At 64.4% G+C, this 19,127-nt stretch carries 18 protein-coding genes; 12 read left to right on the top strand and 6 right to left on the bottom strand.

Features of this window, described 5'->3' with window-relative positions:
* Nucleotides 1-9 precede the first annotated feature (9 nt).
* Genes ACW9IB_RS07295 through ACW9IB_RS07285 form a run of 3 tightly spaced genes read left to right on the top strand, consistent with a single transcriptional unit; the run spans nt 10 to nt 5,767 of the window.
* Nucleotides 10-2,931: a beta strand repeat-containing protein gene (locus ACW9IB_RS07295; RefSeq protein ID WP_457412972.1), complete on the top strand. Its 2,922-nt coding sequence runs from the start codon at nt 10-12 to the stop codon at nt 2,929-2,931.
* Nucleotides 2,928-4,787, top strand: coding sequence for a peptide transporter (locus tag ACW9IB_RS07290; protein WP_457412970.1), 1,860 nt, complete (start codon nt 2,928-2,930; stop codon nt 4,785-4,787). Before ACW9IB_RS07295 ends, ACW9IB_RS07290 begins: the two co-directional genes overlap by 4 nt.
* Before the next feature lie 59 nt (nt 4,788-4,846).
* Complete coding sequence (locus ACW9IB_RS07285; RefSeq protein ID WP_457365970.1) at nt 4,847-5,767, top strand: LysR substrate-binding domain-containing protein; 921 nt, start codon at nt 4,847-4,849, stop codon at nt 5,765-5,767.
* Here the strand turns inward: ACW9IB_RS07285 and ACW9IB_RS07280 are convergent.
* Nucleotides 5,673-6,377 carry a TetR/AcrR family transcriptional regulator gene (locus ACW9IB_RS07280; protein WP_457412969.1) on the bottom strand — a complete coding sequence of 235 codons (705 nt, stop codon included), beginning with the start codon at nt 6,375-6,377 and terminating at the stop codon, nt 5,673-5,675. The two genes, ACW9IB_RS07285 and ACW9IB_RS07280, sit on opposite strands and share 95 nt — an antisense overlap.
* A 122-nt stretch (nt 6,378-6,499) precedes the next feature.
* Between ACW9IB_RS07280 and ACW9IB_RS07275 the strand changes: the two genes are divergently transcribed.
* The 3 genes from ACW9IB_RS07275 (at nt 6,500) to ACW9IB_RS07265 (ending at nt 9,899) form a co-directional block, all read left to right on the top strand.
* Nucleotides 6,500-7,717, top strand: a complete 1,218-nt coding sequence (locus tag ACW9IB_RS07275) for an MFS transporter (RefSeq protein WP_457412968.1) — start codon at nt 6,500-6,502, stop codon at nt 7,715-7,717.
* 95 nt (nt 7,718-7,812) lie between these two features.
* Complete coding sequence (locus ACW9IB_RS07270; RefSeq protein WP_457412966.1) at nt 7,813-8,610, top strand: DNA/RNA non-specific endonuclease; 798 nt, start codon at nt 7,813-7,815, stop codon at nt 8,608-8,610.
* A 77-nt stretch (nt 8,611-8,687) separates the two neighbouring features.
* Complete coding sequence (locus tag ACW9IB_RS07265) at nt 8,688-9,899, top strand: YeeE/YedE family protein (RefSeq protein ID WP_457365966.1); 1,212 nt, start codon at nt 8,688-8,690, stop codon at nt 9,897-9,899.
* A 52-nt stretch (nt 9,900-9,951) separates the two neighbouring features.
* Here ACW9IB_RS07265 and ACW9IB_RS07260 read toward each other — a convergent pair whose 3' ends face one another.
* A complete protein-coding gene (locus tag ACW9IB_RS07260; RefSeq protein ID WP_457412965.1) occupies nt 9,952-10,785 on the bottom strand; it encodes a fumarylacetoacetate hydrolase family protein in 834 nt (277 codons plus the stop codon).
* A 159-nt stretch (nt 10,786-10,944) separates the two neighbouring features.
* Between ACW9IB_RS07260 and ACW9IB_RS07255 the strand changes: the two genes are divergently transcribed.
* The 5 genes from ACW9IB_RS07255 to ACW9IB_RS07235 all read left to right on the top strand — a co-directional run bounded on the left by ACW9IB_RS07255 (nt 10,945) and on the right by ACW9IB_RS07235 (nt 14,720).
* Nucleotides 10,945-11,640 (top strand): GntR family transcriptional regulator, encoded by a 696-nt coding sequence (locus tag ACW9IB_RS07255; RefSeq protein WP_457365964.1) that lies wholly within the window; start codon nt 10,945-10,947, stop codon nt 11,638-11,640.
* Nucleotides 11,641-11,656: 16 nt separating this feature from the next.
* A complete protein-coding gene (locus ACW9IB_RS07250; protein ID WP_457412964.1) occupies nt 11,657-12,532 on the top strand; it encodes a LysR family transcriptional regulator in 876 nt (291 codons plus the stop codon).
* 111 nt (nt 12,533-12,643) lie between these two features.
* On the top strand, nt 12,644-13,069 hold the full coding sequence (locus ACW9IB_RS07245) for a VOC family protein (RefSeq protein WP_457412963.1): 426 nt from the start codon (nt 12,644-12,646) through the stop codon (nt 13,067-13,069).
* 127 nt (nt 13,070-13,196) lie between these two features.
* A complete protein-coding gene (locus ACW9IB_RS07240; RefSeq protein WP_457365961.1) occupies nt 13,197-13,739 on the top strand; it encodes a cysteine hydrolase family protein in 543 nt (180 codons plus the stop codon).
* A gap of 3 nt (nt 13,740-13,742) precedes the next feature.
* Nucleotides 13,743-14,720 (top strand): GlxA family transcriptional regulator, encoded by a 978-nt coding sequence (locus ACW9IB_RS07235; RefSeq protein ID WP_457412962.1) that lies wholly within the window; start codon nt 13,743-13,745, stop codon nt 14,718-14,720.
* Here ACW9IB_RS07235 and ACW9IB_RS07230 read toward each other — a convergent pair.
* The 4 genes from ACW9IB_RS07230 to ACW9IB_RS07215 all read right to left on the bottom strand — a co-directional run bounded on the left by ACW9IB_RS07230 (nt 14,717) and on the right by ACW9IB_RS07215 (nt 17,799).
* Nucleotides 14,717-14,884, bottom strand: coding sequence for a DUF2986 domain-containing protein (locus tag ACW9IB_RS07230; protein WP_457412961.1), 168 nt, complete (start codon nt 14,882-14,884; stop codon nt 14,717-14,719). The genes ACW9IB_RS07235 and ACW9IB_RS07230 overlap by 4 nt on opposite strands.
* 54 nt (nt 14,885-14,938) lie before the next feature.
* Entirely contained in the window at nt 14,939-15,979 is a 1,041-nt protein-coding gene (locus tag ACW9IB_RS07225; RefSeq protein ID WP_457412960.1) for an alpha/beta hydrolase family protein, read from the bottom strand.
* Nucleotides 15,980-16,073: 94 nt separating this feature from the next.
* Nucleotides 16,074-16,481 (bottom strand): hypothetical protein, encoded by a 408-nt coding sequence (locus tag ACW9IB_RS07220; RefSeq protein ID WP_457412959.1) that lies wholly within the window; start codon nt 16,479-16,481, stop codon nt 16,074-16,076.
* 79 nt (nt 16,482-16,560) lie between these two features.
* Nucleotides 16,561-17,799 carry an acyl-CoA dehydrogenase family protein gene (locus tag ACW9IB_RS07215; protein WP_457412958.1) on the bottom strand — a complete coding sequence of 413 codons (1,239 nt, stop codon included), beginning with the start codon at nt 17,797-17,799 and terminating at the stop codon, nt 16,561-16,563.
* Between the two features lie 242 nt (nt 17,800-18,041).
* Here ACW9IB_RS07215 and ACW9IB_RS07210 point away from each other — a divergent pair, with 242 nt between their 5' ends.
* The gene (locus ACW9IB_RS07210) at nt 18,042-18,965 is read left to right on the top strand and encodes an ABC transporter substrate-binding protein (RefSeq protein ID WP_457412957.1); all 924 of its coding nucleotides are present in this window, start codon (nt 18,042-18,044) and stop codon (nt 18,963-18,965) included.
* Nucleotides 18,966-19,127: the final 162 nt, after the last annotated feature.

Raw genomic sequence — 19,127 nt, 5'->3', positions numbered from 1 at the left:
GAGCAGGCCATGAGCAAACCCCAATCCAAGCCCGCCTTGCCTGTGCTCAAACCCTTGAGTTTTGCTGTGCTCTGCGCCCTGTACGGCCTCGCGCCCATGCCCGCGCAGGCCCTGGACAGCAACGCGTTGCCCACCAACGGCCAGGTGATCGCCGGCAGCGGCACCATCAGCAGCAACGGCAATGTGCTGACGGTGAACCAGGGCAGCGATCGCCTGATCGCCACCTGGGACACGTTCAATATCGGCAGCGGCGCCCAGGTGAATTTCCTGCAACCCGGCGCTTCGTCGGTGGCCCTCAACCGGGTGACCGGCAGCGACGGCTCGCAGATCCTCGGGCACTTGAACGCCAATGGTCAGGTGTTCCTGATCAACCCCCAGGGCGTGTTGTTCGGCGCAGGTTCCATGGTGGATGTGGGCGGGCTGGTGGCCAGTTCGCTGAACATTTCCAACAGTGATTTCATGGCCGGCAAGAACGTGTTCGCCGGGCAGGGCGGCGGTGCGGTGGTCAACCAGGGCACGATCAGCGCGCGGGACGGCGGCAGTGTCGCGCTGCTCGGCGGCCAGGTGCGCAACGAAGGCACGGTGGTCGCACGGTTGGGTTCGGTGGTGCTCGGCGGCGGTGAAAAAATTACCCTCGATTTCACCGGCGACGGCCTGATCAATGTCGAGGTCAACGACCCGGCCATCGGCGCCAGCGTGATCAACCGTGGACTGCTCAGTGCCAATGGCGGCGCGGTGACCATGACCGCCCGCGACTCCCAGGCCATGCTCAGCAACGTGGTGAACAACGAGGGCGTGATCGAGGCCCGCAGCCTGCAACAGCGCAATGGCCGCATCATCCTCGATGGCGGCGACAGCGGCGTGGTGGTCAACAGCGGCGTGCTGGATGTGTCGGGCAAGCACAGCGGCGAGCGCGGCGGCAACGTCACCATGACCGGGCAGTACGTCGGCCTGTTCGACAATGGCCGCATCGATGCCGACGGCGACTTGGGCGGTGGCACGGTGTTGATGGGCGGCGATTACCAGGGCAGCGGCAACCTGCACCAGGCCGACAGCACGTTCATGGGCAGCGATGCGCGCATCAGCGCGAATGCCCTGAGCAGCGGCGACGGCGGCAAGGTCATCCTCTGGTCCAAAGACAGCACGCAGTTCTATGGCGGCATCAGCGTGCGCGGTGCCGGCGCCCAGGGCCGTGGCGGCCTGGTGGAAACCTCCGGGCATGCGCTGGATGTGGCGGGTATCGTCGATCTCGGCGCGGTGTCAGGGCAGGGCGGTTCCTGGTTGATCGACCCGTTCAATATCAACATCACCAACACCGCCAGCACCGGCACGTCCACCAATTCGCCGTTCACGCCGAACGCCGGTGCCAGTTCCAACCTGAGTTCGGCGACGCTCAATGCGTCGTTGTCCGAAGGCGCGAATATCCTGGTGACCACCTCGTCGGGCGCCGGCACCTCGGGGGATATCAACGTGCTGTCCAACGTCAAGGGCGTGGGCAACGCGACCCTGACCCTGCAGGCGCACCGCAATATCGTGATGACCAACACCAGCATCAGCAATGGCACCGGCAAGACGCTGAACGTGTCGCTGGTGTCCAACTTCAACAACAGCGGCAACGGTTCCGTGGCCCTGAGCAACGCGAGCATCAGCACCAACGGCGGCAACCTGACCATCAGCGGCGCGGTGAACCCGGCGACCTCCTGGGCCAGCACCAACGTCAGCAATGGTGTGGGCATCTCGATGACCAACAACACGCGCATCAGCACCAGCGGCGGCGATATCACCTTGCGGGGCGCGACCTCGGCGAGCCTGGCCGCCGGGTCCACGGCCACGGCGATCAACATCAGCAGCAGCACCTTGAATGCCGGCGGCGGCAACATCAGCATCACCGCCGTGCAGGCGAGTACCACCGGCACCGGCGATGCCTTCGTCCTCACCGGCGGCAGCAACCTGCTTACGACGGGCGTGGGCTCCATCACCGTGGACAGCACCAACCTGGGCAGCGGCAACGGCACGCGGATCTTCAGCACCAGCAACACCATCGCCGCCAGCGGCAGTGGCAATGTCACCTTGCGCGGCAGTGCGGTGTCGGGCAGCGGCGTGCTGGTGTGTTCGACCGCCGCCACTTCGGCGCAAACCCTGAGCGTGGGCAGCGGCACCCTTACCGTGCAGGGCACCGCCAATTCGGGGCGGGGCGTGTTCCTCGCGGCGTCCACCACGGGCGCGGTCACCCTGAATGCGGGGGCCGGTGGCGATATGGTCATCGACGGTCGCAGCGCCGGTGACTCCGGCACGGTGGTCAACTCCACCGGTACCGCGTCGGTGATCAACCTCACCACCCAGGACGGCAACCTGTCGCTGAGCGGCACCTCGGGGCCGGCGTCGAGCGCGCCGGGCCTAGCCATTCGCAGCGGTGCGTCGGGGGCGGGCAACGGTGTGAATATCCTGTCCGGCAGCGGCGATATTCGCTTGCAGGGCACGGCCCAGGGTTCCGGAGCGGGGTTGTCGTTCAACGCCACCAACGCCCGGGGATTCAACAACGTGATGACCGGCGGCAGCGGCAACCTGACCGTCACCGCCCGCAGTGGCAGCGGGGCGGCGTTGAGCTTCGACAACGGCACCAACACCCTGCAAGTGGCCGACGGCACACTGCGCCTGGACCTGGACACGCCTTCCGGCAATTTCATTAACCAGAGCAACGGCACTGCCGCGATCACCGCCACGGGCAGCGGCGCGGTGTTGATCGACCGGGGTGGGCTGATCCACAACAGCCTGCTCGATAGCGCCTCCGAGCCGACACGCCAATACCATCAGAGCCAGATGGTCGGGGATACCTGGCGCCAGCCGTTGCTGGGCGACTACCGCCTCACGCCGCTGGGCGGCACCCTCGATCAAGTGAGTATCGACGTCGCCCAGGGAGCGTCGCGATGAGTGAGCCGGTGTTTTCCCTCGAAGCGTTCGAGTACCTGTGCTACACCCGCAACCACGAGGGCGGCGCTCGAGAGTTGTTGCGCCTGTTGCAACTGATCGACCGCAATTACGGCAAATTGTCCGAACAGTTTTCCTTGAGCGTGTCGCCGGCGATCACCCCGGGCGAGCTGGAAAGTCACGTGTTGACCCGTGTGACCTGCGCGATCACCGCGTTGTTTTCCGACCCGGGTTTCAGCATCAGCCCCGGCGGGTTCGGCCAGTTGATCAACCTGCAACGCTGGTTGTCCTCGCTGTTCGCCGCCAGTGCGTTCATCAACTGCGACCACATTTTGCGCTCGCTCAACCTGCTTGGCGCGGACGGCAGCGGCTACCGCCTTGCCGAACAGGACCTGGTGAAATTCTGCCTGCTGTACTCTCCCGAATCCCAGCTGCCGCTGGACGTGGACCTGCTGTGGGAACAAAACCCGACCCTGGCGGCGGCGCTGTTCATGGCGCTGATGTCGCCGCGTTTTCTCGGTACACCCGCTGCGCACTCCAAGCGCGAAACCTTGCTGGCCTGGCTGCCCGGACGCCTGGAACAACTGGACAGCCTGGACGCGCTGCCGCTGAACGTGCTGCACGACGTGTACATGCATTGCAGCTATGCCGATCTGCCGGAGCGGCACCGTATCAAGGCGTCGATCAATACGCTGATCGAACGCAAGCTGGCCAGTGTGGGCATCCAGAGCGTGCCGCCGACGGTGGTGCCGGCACGCGCCGCCGGGCAAAAGCCGTTGATGCTGGTGTTGCTGGAATGGTTTTCCGGCGGGCACTCGATCTATCGCACCCACTCGCTGACGTTGCAGGCGGCGCGGCGGGACTTTCAGGTGGTGGCGGTGGGTTACGGCGCCAATGTGGATGCCCTGGGCCGTGAAGTGTTCGATGAGTTCATCGAGCTGGCCGAGCCCGACGACCTGTTCGCCAGCCTGCGCCAGCTCACCGCGCTGGCGAGTGCGCGGCGCCCCGAGGTGTTCTACATGCCCAGCGTCGGCATGTTTCAGATCACGATGTTTGCCAGCAACCTGCGCTTTGCACCGCTGCAGGTGGCCGCGCTGGGGCACCCGGCGACGACGGCCTCACGGCATATCGATTGCGTCAGCGTCGAAGAGGATTTTGTCGGCGACCCCGACTGCTTTTCCGAACGTCTGTTGCAGTTGCCGGCCAATGGTCAGCCTTACCGGCCCTCGGCGATTCCCGTCGAGTTGCCCCGGTTGAGCCGCGAAGACGGCCCTTGGGTCAATGTCGCGGTGGCTGCCACCACCATGAAACTCAACCCCACCTTTTTGCGTGCCTGCCAGGCGATTGCCGTGCGGACGTTGCACCGCCACGGCAAGCGCGTGCGGTTTCACTTTTTGGTAGGGCAGGCCCAGGGTCTGTTGTTTCCGCAATTGGTACGCCTGGTCGAACGCTACGTGGGCGATGCGACGGTATATCCCCATCAGCCGTATGCCGATTACATGGCCACGCTGAACCGCTGCGACCTGTTCCTCAGCCCGTTTCCGTTCGGCAACACCAACGGCATCATCGACGCTTTCACCGTGGGGCTGCCGGGTGTGTGCAAGACCGGTCCGCAGGTGTTCGAGCACATCGACGAAGGACTGTTCCGCCGCGTTGGCCTGCCGGACTGGACCATCGCCCGCACCCATGAGCAGTACGTGGAGGCGGCGGTGCGCCTGGCCGGCGACTATGCCGCGCGCAGCGGCTTGTACCGCCACCTGGAAACCCGCGATCCGCTGCACGTGTTGTTCAGCGGTACACCCGAGGCCTTGAGCGAAGCGCTGCTGGCGGAGCTGGCGATGATGCAACGCTGTATTTGAGCGCCGAGTACTGATAAACAGGGGGGCATTCCCTGTGTGTCGATACGCGGTGTCATCCCATGAAGCGCCATTTTGAAGATTTGCAGCTGGGCAGCATCGAGTTGTTCTGCCTGGCCGCCGAAGCCAGCAGTTTCACCGCCGCTGCCCAGACCGCCGGGGTGACGCCGGCAGCGGTGAGCCGCAGCGTCTCGCGCCTGGAAGAGCGCTTGGGTTCGCGTCTGTTTGTGCGCACCACCCGCAGCATCCGCCTGACCGACAGCGGCAGGACATTTTTCGAGCAATGCCGTCAGGCGCTGACCCAACTGGTGGAGGCCCAACAGGAGGTGATGGGCGCCCAATCGGTGCCGTCCGGCCTGCTGCGCATCAGTATTCCCACCACCTACGCGCACTATCGGCTGTTACCGCTGCTGCCCAGGTTCCGTGCGCTGTACCCGCAAGTCAGCGTGGATATCCATATCAGCAACCGCAATATCGACTTCGTCGCCGAAGGCTACGACTTGGCCATCCGCGTGCGCGCCCAGCCGGATTCCTCGCTGATCGCGCGCCTGCTGGAAGACGCCGAACTGGTGGTGGTCGCCACGCCGGCCTACCTGCAACGCGCCGGCATACCGCAGAGCCTGGACGACTTGGCTGCCCATGAATGCATCCAGTACGAATTGCCCAGCAATGGCCGGCGTATTCCCTGGCTGTTCCAGGTGGACGGCCAGGCGCGGGAGTTTGCCGGGGAGGCGGGGTACAGTTGTGCCGACGACGTGTTGGGTGGCGTGACCCTGGCCAGGCACGGTGCGGGCTTGTTCCAGACCTACAAGTTCATTGTCGAGCAGGAATTGGCCGACGGCAGCCTGGTGCCGGTGTTGCAGCCATTTGGCGGGCGTTCGCGGCCGTTTACCCTGTTATATCCCCACGGGCGTTATGTGCCGCATCGGGTGCGGGCGTTCGTGGATTTCCTGATGGCGTGCCGGGACGAGTGGGCGGCGTGAGCGACGCGGCAAGATCCCACGTCAGCAAGAGCTGGCTGATCGCGCCATCGATCACGGCGTAAGGCACGTGGTCCCGTGCCAGGATCGAAACCCCTTGCAGGAAACTGTCGAACACCGCTGCCAGGGTTTCTGCGTGGGTATGCGTCGGCAGTTGACCGGTATGCACGGCGCGTTCGATGCAGGCGACGATCCCGGCCCGGGTGCGTAGCCGCGACTGGGTCAAGGCATCCGCTACCCGCGCATTTTCCGGGCTGGGTGCGCTCATCACGCCGAGCGCCACCATGCAGCCTTTGGGGTGGCCGTCTTCGCATTGCATGCGCGCCGACTGGCGCAACGCGGTTTCGACCGCCTGGCGCGGCAACAGGGTTTCGTCCCACAGGCATTCGGTGACCTGGGCGTAGGTCGCGAGATAACGCTGCACGCATTCGTCGAACAGTGCCTCTTTGGAACCGAACGCTGCGTAAAAGCTCGGCGCGGAGATCCCGCCACCCAGTCCGGCCTTGAGTTGGGCGAGGGACGTGGCGTCGTAGCCGTGTTGCCAGAACAGGTGCATGGCTTGTTCAACGGCTTGTTCACGGTCGAATCTGCGAGGGCGGCCCATTTGTGCCATGGGAAGGACTCCGGTGGGGAAACGAGATAGATACTAGTCGATACATAAGTCGTTGACAACGAGGTGCGGCGACCTGCAACATTTGTATCGATCAGTATTTAAGTCCCTTCAAGGAGCCTCCCGTGACCCCTTCACTCAGTTTGTCCGCTGCTTCCGACCGCCTGCCCATCGGCGCTTTGCTCGCCTTGGCCATGACCGGTTTCATCTGCATCGTCACCGAAACCCTGCCGGCCGGCCTGTTGCCGTTGATCAGCGCCGGTCTCGATATTTCGCCGTCGATGGCCGGGCAGATGGTCACCGCTTATGCATTGGGGTCGGTGCTGGCGGTGATCCCCATGACCATCGCCACCCGGGGCTGGCGTCGGCGCAATGTGCTGTTGCTGACCATCGTCGGGTTTCTGCTGTTCAACTCGATCACGGCGCTGTCGTCCCATTACGGCGTGACCCTGGTGGCGCGCTTTTTCGCCGGCGTGGCGGCAGGGCTAGCCTGGAGCCTGCTGGCCGGTTATGCCCGGCGCATGGTCGCGCCCCATCAGCAGGGCAAGGCCCTGGCGCTGGCGATGGTCGGTACGCCGATTGCGCTGTCGCTGGGGGTGCCGCTGGGTACCTGGCTGGGCGGGCTGGTGGGCTGGCGCACGACGTTCGGCCTGATGTCGGCACTGACCCTGCTGCTGGTGGTGTGGGTGTTGGTGAAAGTCCCGGACTACCCGCCCCAGGCGGCGCACCAGCGTTTGTCCCTGGGCAAGGTGTTGACCACGCCGGGCGTGCGTCCGGTGCTGGCGGTGGTGATCAGCTGGATGCTGGCGCACAACATTCTGTACACCTATATCGCACCGTTCGTGGCACCGGCCGGGTTGGGCGACCGTGTGGATGCGGTGCTGCTGGTATTCGGCGTGGCGGCGTTGGCCGGGATCTGGCTGACCGCCCGGCTGGTCGAGCCGATGTTGCGCAACACGGTATTGGCGAGCCTGGTGGCCTTTGCCGCGATCAGCGTGGCGTTCGGTCTGCTGGGTGAGGTGCCCCAGGTGGTCTACCTCGGCGTGGCGGTGTGGGGCTTGAGCTTCGGTGGCGCGGCGACCTTGCTGCAAACCGCATTGGCCGACGCGGCGGGCGAGGGCGCGGATGTGGCGCTGTCGTTGAATGTGGTGGCGTGGAACAGTGCGATTGCCGGCAGCGGTGTGGTGGGGGGTGTGCTGTTGCAGACCTGGGGTGTCGCTGCGTTTCCGTGGGCGATGGTGCTGCTGATCGGCGTGTCGTTCGTGATCGCCTGGAGCGCCCATGCCCATGGTTTCAAACCCGGCGCGCGGGCGGCGGGAAAACCTACGGCAGTCGGGCACTAATCTGACGAGTGACGGTCAATAATTCCCGCAATATCATTCACTTGGCTCCGTCAGCCGGAGCCTGTCGTCACTCTTTTCCTTCGAAGAATTCCTGCATGTACCTACGCAAAATCGCAATCGGGCTGTCGGCCCTTGTGTTGCTCTCGGCCGGGGCCAGTGCCCGCAGCTTGCCGGACCTGTATTCCAGCCAGGAAAAACAACTGTCGTTCGACAGCTGCGCCGACCTGTTCCCGGGCGCCCGGCCGATCAACACGGCGACGGTCCCGGCCACCCTGAAGCCTTTGGCGTTGTGTTCCGACCACTTTGCCGTGCTCTATTCGCAAACCAGCAAGACCCCACTGGTGGTGGTCGAGCGGTTGAACGCCGCGCAGTTGCGTGACGCCAAGGGCGAGGAACGCACCAACCAGTTCTATCCGGACCCGCGCATTCCCAAGGCGGGCCGTGCAGAGCTGAGCGATTACCGCGGCCAGCACCCGGCCATGGACCGTGGCCATCAATCGCCGGCGGCCGACGCGCCGAATGCCAATGCCATGGCACAGTCGTTTGCGCTGTCGAACATGGTGCCGCAGGACCCCACCAACAATCGCAAGATCTGGAGCAAGGTCGAGGCGGACGTGCGCAAGTTCGCGGTCCGTGCCGGCGGCGATGTGTATGTGTTCACCGGCCCGCTGTTCGACCCGGGCTACGGCACCATTGGCGACAACAAGGTCTGGGTGCCGACCCGCCTGTTCAAGCTGGTCTACGATGCTTCGTCCAAACGCGCCTGGGCCTACGTGCTGCCCAACGCTGAAACCCGCATCGAAAAACCGATGGACTACGACACCTTCGTGAAGACCACCGGGCTCAAGCTGCTGGGCAATCTGCCGGTGTCGGGGTCGGTGGGGCGGAGCTGATCGAGCGGCTCGCCCGCCAGCAAACCCTTGTCATGGGGTTTATACTCGCGTCCCTCTTCATGCAACCGAGATACCCCATGAGCACCTCCCTTCCTCTTGCCCCCGCGCGCAAGCCCGTCGCGCCGCTGGCGGCCTTTATCATTCTGGTGCTGGGCGCCCTGTTCCTGCAGAACAGCGTGGGTCCGCAACAGGTGTTGCTGCTGGTGGTCGGCGCAGCGCTGGGGCTGACGCTGTACCACGCGGCCTTCGGCTTCACTTCGGCCTGGCGGGTATTTATCAATGAGCGGCGGGGCGCCGGCCTGCGCGCGCAGATGGTGATGCTGGCGGTGGCGGTGCTGTTGTTTTTCCCGGCGCTGGGCGCAGGCACTCTGTTCGGGCAACCGGTGGTCGGGTTGGTGGCGCCCGCCGGCGTGTCGGTGGTGTTCGGCGCGTTTATCTTCGGCATCGGCATGCAACTGGGCGGCGGCTGTGCGTCGGGTACGCTCTTCACCGTCGGCGGCGGTAACGCGCGCATGCTGGTGACGCTGTTCTTCTTTATCTGCGGTTCGCTGATCGCCACCCATCACGTGGACTGGTGGTTTGCGCTGCCATCGTTCCCGGCGGTGTCCATCGTCAAGAGTTTCGGCGTGGGGCCCGCTCTGGGCCTGAGCCTGGTGGCCTTCGCGATCATCGCCCTGGTGACCGTGCACCTGGAAAAGGCCCGGCATGGCCAACTTGAAGCGGGCGTGACCAGCGAGCACACCGGGCTGCGCCGTTTTCTGCGCGGGCCCTGGCCGTTGGTGTGGGGCGCGGTGGGTCTGGCACTGCTGAACTACGCCACCCTGGCCCTGGCCGGACGGCCATGGGGCATCACCTCCGCGTTCGCGCTGTGGGGCGCCAAAGTGGCGAGCGGGTTGGGGGTGGATGTGGCCAGCTGGGCGTTCTGGCAAATGCCGGCGAATGCCAAGGCGCTGGCTGCGCCGGTGTGGCAAGACATCACCAGCGTGATGGACGTGGGCATCATTCTCGGTGCGTTGCTGGCCGCCGGCCTGGCCGGGCGTTTTGCACCGAGTCTGAAGATCCCCGCGCGCTCGCTGGTGGCTGCCGTGATCGGTGGCCTGCTGCTGGGTTACGGTTCGCGTCTGGCCTACGGCTGCAACATCGGTGCGTATTTCAGTGGCATCGCCTCGGGCAGCCTGCACGGTTGGGTGTGGCTGGTGGCGGCGTTCATCGGCAACAGCGTAGGTGTGCGCCTGCGACCGTTCTTCTTCGCGGGCGAGAAACCGCAGGTCGCACTGAGCGGTTGCTGAGTGCGTGCCTGACCCTCGCCTGCGGCCAGCGCAGGCGAGGGCGGCGGGCCTGTCAGGCTTCGTCGACCACCGGGTTGACCAGTGTGCCGATGCCCTCGATGGACACTTCGACCACATCACCCGCCTTCAGGTACACCTGGGGCGTCTTGCCCAGAATGACCCCGGCCGGCGTGCCGCTGACGATTACGTCGCCGGCTTCCAGTGTCAGCGCCTCGCTGAGCGTCGAAATAATGGTCGCCACGTCGAACAGCATGTCGCGCGTGTTGGCCGATTGCACCACCTGGCCATTGACGCGGGTCTCCAGCAGCAACCCCTTGCCTCCCGGCGGCAACTCATCCGCCGTCACCAGATGCGGGCCGAAGGCGCCGGTGTCATCGAAGTTCTTGCCAACCGTCCACTGCGGCGTGAGGAACTGGTATTCACGCACCGAACCTTCGTTGAACAGCGCATAGCCGGCAACGTGGTCCAGCGCATCTTCTTTGCGTATGTAGCGACCGCCCCGCTTGAGCACCACCGCCATTTCACCTTCGTAGTCGAGGGTGTCGGACGCGCGTGGGCGAACCAGCGGTCGGTTGTGCGCCGTCAGGCTGGAGCTCCAGCGGGGGAATACCGTGGGGTAGCTGGGCTGTTCGTACTTCGCCTCTTTGGTGTGATCGGCGTAGTTCAGGCCCACGCAGATGATCTTGGGCGGGCGCGCCATCAGTGGCAGGTAAGCGTCCTCGGCGATCTCGACCAGCGCGCCGTTGGCCTCGGCGCCGTGGGTTTGCAGGTCGACGCCGCGTGCCAGCAGCGATTCAAGCGATTCATTGCCCAGAACCCGCACGCCGTCGGCGGTGACGACACCCAGGGTAGGCTGGCCTTGATGGAGGAAGCGAACGTAGCGCATGGCGATTTCTCTCGTTGGGTAGAAGAGGTGAGGCGGTGTGGGGCCAAAGCTAAAACGCAAAAAATATATGGTCAACTAAAAAATATATATTTTTTCAAATTCAATAGATTTTCCAGTCTGTGTATGATTCGTCCATGCTTGTGTAAAAAGGACTCGACCGTGATCGACGGACCCTCTGCCGAACCCGCTGAAAAACGCACGATGGCTTCCCAGCTCGAAGCCCGTGTTCGCCAGGACATCATCAATGGCCAACTGGCCCCGGGTGCGCGCCTGCGGCTCAAGGAGTTGGCCGAGCGCTATGAGGTCGGTGTGATTCCCCTGCGCGAAGCGCTGTCGCGCCTCGCCACCAGCGGTTTTGTCGCGGCGGCGGATCAGAAGGGGTTCAGCGTCGGGCGAATTTCCGCAGCGGAAATTGCCGACATCACGGCGGTCCGCCTGCATGTGGAGTGCAAAGCATTGGCCGATTCGATCCGTCAGGGCGATGTGGAGTGGGAAAGCCGTGTGCTGGCCGCGCACCACCGGCTCGATCGCCTGGCCATGGTCGAAGGCCCTGATCGCATGCTTACACCGGAATGGGAAAGTGCCCACGAGGTGTTTCACCAGGCGCTGATTTCCAGTTGCCCGTCGCCCACGCTCCTGCGCCTGTGTGCAGCCTTGCGCGACCAAACCGCACGCTATCGATTCCTGTCGCTGCACTACGAAGACAGCACCACGCGCAATGTCCCCCATGAACACCGGCAGTTGATGGACGCCGCCCTGGCCAAGGACATCGACACCGCCTGCGCGCTGCTGACCCGGCATTACCAGACCACCACCGAGTCGGTGCTCAAGCATGCGCTGCTGGTCCAGGCCTGACCCATAGGGGATCCGGATGATTCGAGAACTCAGAACCTTCGTCTGCGCCGCGCGACGGGGCACTTTTGCTGCCGCCGGGCAGCAAGTGGGCTTGACGCAATCGGCGGTCAGCTCGCAGATCAAGCACTTGGAAGAGGCGCTGGGGGTGAAGTTGTTCGACCGCACCGGCCGCTCCGCCACGCTCAATTCGGCAGGGCAGCGCGCGGTGCCGCTGGCGGAGGAGATCCTCGATATTTTCTCGCGCATGGGCGCGCCCGACAGCGCCAACGACTTCCACGGGGCGCTGCGCATCGGCGCCATCGGCAGCGTGCAGACCGGCATCCTGCCGAGCGCCCTGGTGGCGCTCAAACGCCAGGCCCCGTCGATCGAGGTGAGCCTGGTGCCCGGGGTGTCGCTCAACCTGCTCAGCCAGATCGATGCGGGTGAGCTGGACCTGGCGATCCTGATCAACCCGCCGTTCAACCTGCCCAAGGACCTCAACCTCGAAGTGATCGCCCGTGAGCCGTTTGTGCTGATCACCGCGAAGGACGTGGCGGGCGATGACCCCTTGCAGATCCTGCGCGAGCAGCCGTTCGTGCGTTACGACCGTGTTTCGTTCGGCGGGCGTCAGGTCACGCAGTTTCTCAAGGCGCACAAGCTCCAGCCGCGGCAGGCGCTGGAACTCGACGAACTGGACGCCATCGTCAAGATGGTGCGCAGCGGCCTTGGGGTGTCCCTGGTGCCCCTGGCGGGATTGTGGCTGGAACACGGCAGCGACGTGCGCGTGGTGCACCTGGACAAACTCACGTTCTTTCGCGAAATCGTACTGCTGACCAAGTACAGCCAGCGCCATTCGCCGCTCTTCGCGCTGTTTCGCGGCTGCCTGGTCGGGGCGCTGAAGGCGGCGGAGTAAACCGCGAGCATCGAAAAAATCGACGCTCAGGGCACAGGATATGCGCTTTATCCGCCGATGTTTCTGGTGAAGAATCAGGCTCTAATCATCAGAAACCACAGGTAAACCGCCGTGAGCCTTTCGCCCTTTCACCTCGCAATTCCCGTGTATGACCTCGCCGCCGCTCGCCACTTCTACGGTGACGTGTTCGGCCTCTCGGAAGGCCGCTCCAGCGCGCAGTGGGTCGACTTCGACTTTTACGGCCACCAGTTGGTGATCCACGAACACCCCAAGACCGACTCCCAGGCATCGGTGCATTCCAACCCGGTGGACGGCCATGCTGTGCCGGTGCCGCATTTCGGTGTCATCTTGCAGTGGGCGCAATGGGAAGCCTTGGCGGACCGTCTGCGCGCCCGCGAGACGCGCTTCGTGATCGAACCCTACATTCGCTTCCAGGGCCAGGTCGGCGAGCAGGCCACCATGTTCCTGTTCGACCCCTGCGGCAACGCCCTGGAATTCAAGGCGTTCAAGGACATGAGCCAGCTGTTCGCCAAATAAGCTCGCCCTGCAACACGGATGTCCGAATACGTCCTGAAGCGGTCCGGCACCTGCCTGTTGCCCAACTGGCAGGATGCCTAGCATGGCTTGCATCACTCACCGTCATGCAAGCCAGAAAGGACCCATCATGAGCCGCAAAGCCCTTCTCGTCATCGATGCCCAGCACTCGTTTCGCCATTCCACCTATTGGTCCGAAACTGACCTGCCCGAGTACCTGGAAAAACAACAGGCCCTTATCGACGGGTGTGTTCAACAAGGCATCGCGGTGGTACAAGTTTTCCACGTGGAAGACCAGGGGCACTTTTCGATGGCATCGGGCAACGTCAGGGCATTGAGCGAATTGTCGATCAACCCCGACCTGATCATTTACAAGCATCATCACAGCGCCTTCGCCGGTACGCCGCTGGCTGCACGGCTGAGGGAGATGGGCGTGGCGTCGCTGATCATCAGCGGCATCCGCACCGAACAGTGCTGTGAAACCACCACGCGGCAGGCTTTCGACAGCGGCTTCAACGTGGACTTTGTCAGTGAGGCGACCCTGACCTTTCCGATGACCCATGCACGTACGGGGCGTCTTCACACCCCGGCGGAAATCCGCGAACGTACCGAACTGGTGCTGGAAGGGCGTTTTGCGCGCATCGTCACCGTCGCCCAGGCCTTGGAGAACTGAAGGGTGAAACGTCCGGTGCTGTTCGTGCTGTTGCCGGAAGTGCTGATGCTGGACCTGGCCGGCCCCGCCGAAGTGCTGCGCCTGGCCACGCAGGTCGAGGACGCGGCTGCCGTCGAGTTCGACTTGCAGTACGTCAGCCCGGTGGCCTCGTTGCAGACCTCCATCGGTCTGCCGCTGAACGGCCTGGCGCCGCTGCCGTCAACATTGGTGCCGGGCACGCTGGTGGTGCTGGTGGGGTCCACGACGCAAATGCCCAAGGCGCGACGGCGGGCGTTCGATGCCGCCGACGATACGCTGGTGCAATGGCTGCAAAAGGTGTTCGAGCCCTCGGGCGAGCGGCTGCTGTGCATTTGCGCGGCGGCCTTGAGCGCCGCCCGCGCCGGGTTGCTGGATGACCGCCTGTGCACCACGCATCACGCGCTGTGCGCGACCTTGCAAGCCACGGCGCCCCGCGCCCGGGTGCTGGAAAATCGCCTGTACGTCACGGACGGCCCGGTCAGTTGCAGCGCTGGCGTCACGGCGGGCATCGACCTGATGCTGCACCTGGTCGCCGAACTGTGCGGGCCACGACTGGCCAGTGCGGTGGCGCGGGATATGGTGGTGTATATGCGGCGCAGCGGCGCCGACCCGCAACTGTCGCCGTGGATGACAGGGCGCAATCACTTGCACCCGGCGGTGCACCGCGTGCAGGACGCTGTCGCCGCGGCGCCTTGTGAGCCCTGGACCGTCACGCGCATGGCCGGTCTTGCGTTTACCAGCAGCCGGCATCTGGCGCGGCTGTTCCATGAACATGTCGGCACCAGCCCGCTCGACTACCTGCACCGGCTGCGCTTGAGCGTGGCCCGGGATTTGTTGGCGGCGTCATCGCTGGACATCGAGAGTGTGGCCGAGCGTTCAGGTTTCGGCTCGGCACGTCATTTGCGGCGGGTGTGGGGCAAGTACGAAACGGGGACGCCTTCGGCAGTGCGCCTGAGCGTTTAGAGGGTGGTCTCAGGGGCTGTGGCGGGGGCCTGTTCGGCTTGCTCCGCCAGCTTCAAGCGATCCGCCTTGCTGATGTATTTGTCCTTTTTCTGCGGGGCCAGTTTGGCGCTGGCCTTCTTGGCATGGGCCTTGAGCAACTGATTGATCTTTTTGCGGCGGTTCATGGGGGCTACCCGGCTGGTTGGTGGGCGCATGATACCAGCTTGAAGGAGCCCGTTTCAGGGGTGCTTGGCAGCCGTCAGGAACCCGGTGATCAGCGCGATCGTCTGTTGCTGGATCACCGCCCGTGGCCGGGCGCTTTCACCGTCCGCGCAAATCATGCCATCGCCCGGCGAGCTCTCTTCGATCAACGCCACCGCACCGGGCTTGCACACGGCCATGAAGCTGAAATGGCTGGCATCACTGATTTCGACGTATTGCGTGGAGGCTTTGGGCAACCGCCGGGCCAGGTCGGCGGACTCCAGTGCTGCCGGCAGATCCTCCGACGGTGCACCTGCGGCGATCACCAAGACCGGCACCGCAATTGCCGCCAGGCTGGCGTCGGTCATGCCGCGCGACAGGCCCAGGTCCAGTGAGACCACGGCGGTGACGCGCGGGTCGCGCAGGTCGGCGGCCAGTTTGGCCTTGCCGGCGGGGGTGCCGGCAGGGTTCATCTGCTGGTACACCCGGCAACCGGACAACGTCGAGTGCGCGCTGCAGTCCTTGGCGAACAGGTCGGGGTCGAAACGGGCCCCTGCGCTTTCCAGCACGGTCCAGCCGCCGAGGGAGTGCCCTGCCAGAGCGACGCGGTGTCTGTCGACTTCACCAAAGCGCTTCGACGCAGCGAGCACCGCATCGATGGCGCGGCTCAGGTCTTTGGGACGTTGCCAGAGCTGGGCTGCCGCCTGCGGGCTGCGGTCGCGGCTGGTGGTGCCTGGATGGTTGACCGCCGCCACGATGTAGCCCTGATGCGCCAAGGCACTGGCCAGCCACACCTGATTGCCCCAATTGCCGCCGTAGCCATGGGACAGCACCACCAGCGGGTGGGCGCCACTGGCCGGTGGCGCGTTGGGCACCGCCGGGGCGCCGACGAACACCACGGTGTCTCCGATCAGCTCGGGCACGGCGGAAGTGGCGGCGGGGTACCACACGCTCAATTCCAATGGACGGACGTTTTGTGGGTCGGGCAGCGGTGCGGTCTGGAAGCCGATGGGTGTGTCGTTGGCGAAAGCGGGGGGGGCCAGGCTAGCGAACAGCAGTGCGGCGAGGGCTTTTTTCACGTTTATCGTCCTTGATGTGAGCGGCGCATCATGCCTTTAAGTTCGAGGAATGAATAGCCGCGCGAGGTCACATCCGGGGCATTGAAGCGGGTGCTTATGGCGCCGCGTAATCCTCATAGTTCAGGCTGATGCCATCGTCCTTGGGGTAGCTGACATACACCACCACCGTGTCGCTGCTCACCACCAGGGCGAAGGGCCATTTACCGTTGGCCTTGCGCATCTGCTCATACAGCGGCAGGAAAAATTCCTTGGTCTGACCGCGTGGGTCGTAGGGGGCCTCTCCGTGGAAGATCGGATAGCGACCGCCGTTGCACAACTCGATGCGGTCGAGCTGGAAGCCCTTTTTCTCCAGCAGCGTGCGAGTGGGATGCTGCCAGGTGGCGAGGTCGACGTCGTGGCAATCGTGGGCGGTGTCGCGGTACAGCGTTGTGTCTTGCAGGGCCGGGTAGGCGCAGGCCAGACCCGGTAACAGCAGCAAAAACAGGGGCAGGAGGCGCGGCATGGCAGTCGGTCCAGAGGCAGAGGAGGCTGGATTCTAGACCGTTTTCGGGCTGGTTTGATTGGATTGGGTGATCAATGCTTCACGTTTTCGCCACGCCCACCCGCCACTGCGCCGGCGGCAACAGCCCGTTGACCAGGTAGTTGCCCACGATCCGCGACTTGTACACGCGCGGGTTGTGGTTCGCCAGGGTGCGCGCGTTGCGCCAGAGCCGGTCCAGCGCCTTGTTGCTGGCGGTGGCGCTGGCGCCCAGGGCGTCGAACAGCGCGGTGGTGGCGGCGAGGGTGGCGTCCACCACCGGGTTCACCGCCAGGCACACTTCGAGTTCGGCCAGCGCCACCTGTGGATCATCGTCGCGCAGCGGTTGCCCATGGGCGATCACGTATTGCGCCGTGTGTTCCAGGCGCTGCGCCGCTTGCTGGGCGATGGCCTGGGCGGCGTAGGCCTGGCTGGCGACTTCACCGATGACTTGCAGCAGTTGCACATCGTGGGCGGCGGTGTCGGCGTTGCCGGTGGTGAAGGTGCGGGCGCGCTGGCTGAGTTCTTCGGCGCCGCTCAGTGCCGCGCGGCGGGCGATGCCGGCGAGGGTGCTGAGGTGGTAGAGCTGGAAGAACGATTGCCCATGGCCAAAGCGCTGCTGGGTGGGCCGCACGTCGTCGTCCACCGGGGCGTTATCGAAGATGCAGGTGCCGCTGGCGGTGAGGCGCTGGCCGAAGCCATTCCAGTCATCGACGATCTGCACGCCGGGGGCCTTGAGGTCGACCACGACCGTGTAGATCGTGCCGTCTTCGCCCGTAGCGATGGTGTTGATCAGGTCACTGTAAAGCGCGCCGGTGGTGTAGAACTTTCTGCCGCTGATGCGCAAGGTGCCCTCGGCGTCGCGGTGCAGGCGGGTTTCGAAATCGCCTCGGGTCTGGTTGCCCACCTCGGTGCTGCCGGGGGAGAGCAGGGCACCCTGGCCGAGTCGGTCCAGCCAGCGGGCGCGCCAGTCGAGGTCCTTGGCGCTGAGCACGTCTTCACAAAAACCGAAGTGCCCGCGCAGGGCCTGGGTGATGTTGGAGTCGGCGGCCGACAGCTCGGTGAGCAGGGCGAACAGCTCGACCAGCGTTGCGTCCTGGCCGCCGTAACGCTGCGGCAGGCGCCAGCGCGGCAGGCCCAGGGCGTTCAGTTGCCGGATCACTTCGGCCAGGCTGGCGCGTGTCTGATCCGCCTCGGCGGCTTGTGCGAGTATCTGCGCAAACAGTGGTCGGAACGGCGCAGCCAGTTGTTCGTAGCGGTCAGTGGGCGGGGCGCCCCAGATATTCAACGCGGGAATCGACATGCAATGGACCTTGCAGAAAAGGGTTCAGGTGCTGGGGTCCAGTGGTCTGGTGACGTCACCCTAACGCAGTGCCCGCCAAGTTTTTAATACGAAAAATAGCTAGCGACCTGTGGGACTGTTCTATCGATAGTGCGCAACAGTATTAAACCCCGACCTGTTATTGCGATAGCTTCTACGGCGAACGACCAGACTGCACGCCCACGGATGGTTGAACCTGACCTTCAACCCTGTGGGATTTTTTTATGCTCAACCGTCGAACACTGCTGTGCTTGCTGGGCCTTGCTTCCTTGACTCTGTCGGGCCCTTCCGCCCTGGCTGCAGAAACTCCCACGCTCACGGTGGGGGACCAGTTCTTCTCCAACCGCATCGTGCTGGAGCTCTCCGGCGAACTCAAAGACCTGCCGTACAAGATCGACTTCAAGCGTTTCAATACCGGCTCGCCGGTGGCTGCTGCCGTGGCCAGCGGTGCGCTGGACGTGGGCATCGTCGGCGATACCCCGGTGATCAGCCTGGCCGCCAACGGTGCGCCGGTGAAAGTGGTAGCCAGTACCCAGACCAGCCTGAATGGCGTGGGCATCGTGGCGCGCAAGGGCATCCACTCGGTGGCCGACCTCAAAGGCAAGACGGTTGCGATCTGGAACGGTTCGTGGAGCCAGCAACTGGCGTACAAGGCACTGGATGAGGCCGGCATCCCGCGCAACAGCGTGCACTTCAAATACCTGTTGCCGGCCGAGGCCAGCCTGGCGCTGAGCCAGGGCGATATCGACGCCTTCGGCACCTGGGAACCCTACGTGTCGTTGCAGGAAAAAGAAGGCAGCACCCTGATCCGCAACGCCAAAGGCTTGATGAGCGCGCCGACCTACATCGTCGCGTACGAACCGGCCCTGGCGCAGAAAGGCGCGATCATCAAAGACTTCGTCGCGCGCCTGACCCGCGCTCGGGAGTGGAGCAACAGCCACGTCGATGAGTACGCCGAAGCCTGGTCCAAGGCCAACCAGTCCGCCCCGGAAATTGCCAAAGTGTGGTTCAAGCGCGACGCGATCAAGGTGCTGCCGATCTCGCCGACAATCGTCAGCGAAGCCCAGGCCACGGCGGACTTTTTGGTGGATGCGCAGATGCTCAAGCAGCGGTACGACGTGGCACCGTTGTTTGATCGGGCGCTTTGAGTGGTGTTCGCCAGGGAATGCGCTCCTCAAGACGAAGCAGGATGATGCGGGAATGAGCTTGTGTAGGTTTGACCTGCGAAGACGGCGGCACGGCTAACATAAATGCGGCCTGACCCACCGCTTTCGCAGCCTCGCCGGGGCTCGACAGCTCCCACAGGGGGC

This window comes from Pseudomonas sp. SDO524_S393, assembly GCF_054071875.1.
The sequence above is the reverse complement of the archived record's forward strand: the minus strand, read 5'-3'. Positions and strand labels throughout refer to the sequence as shown.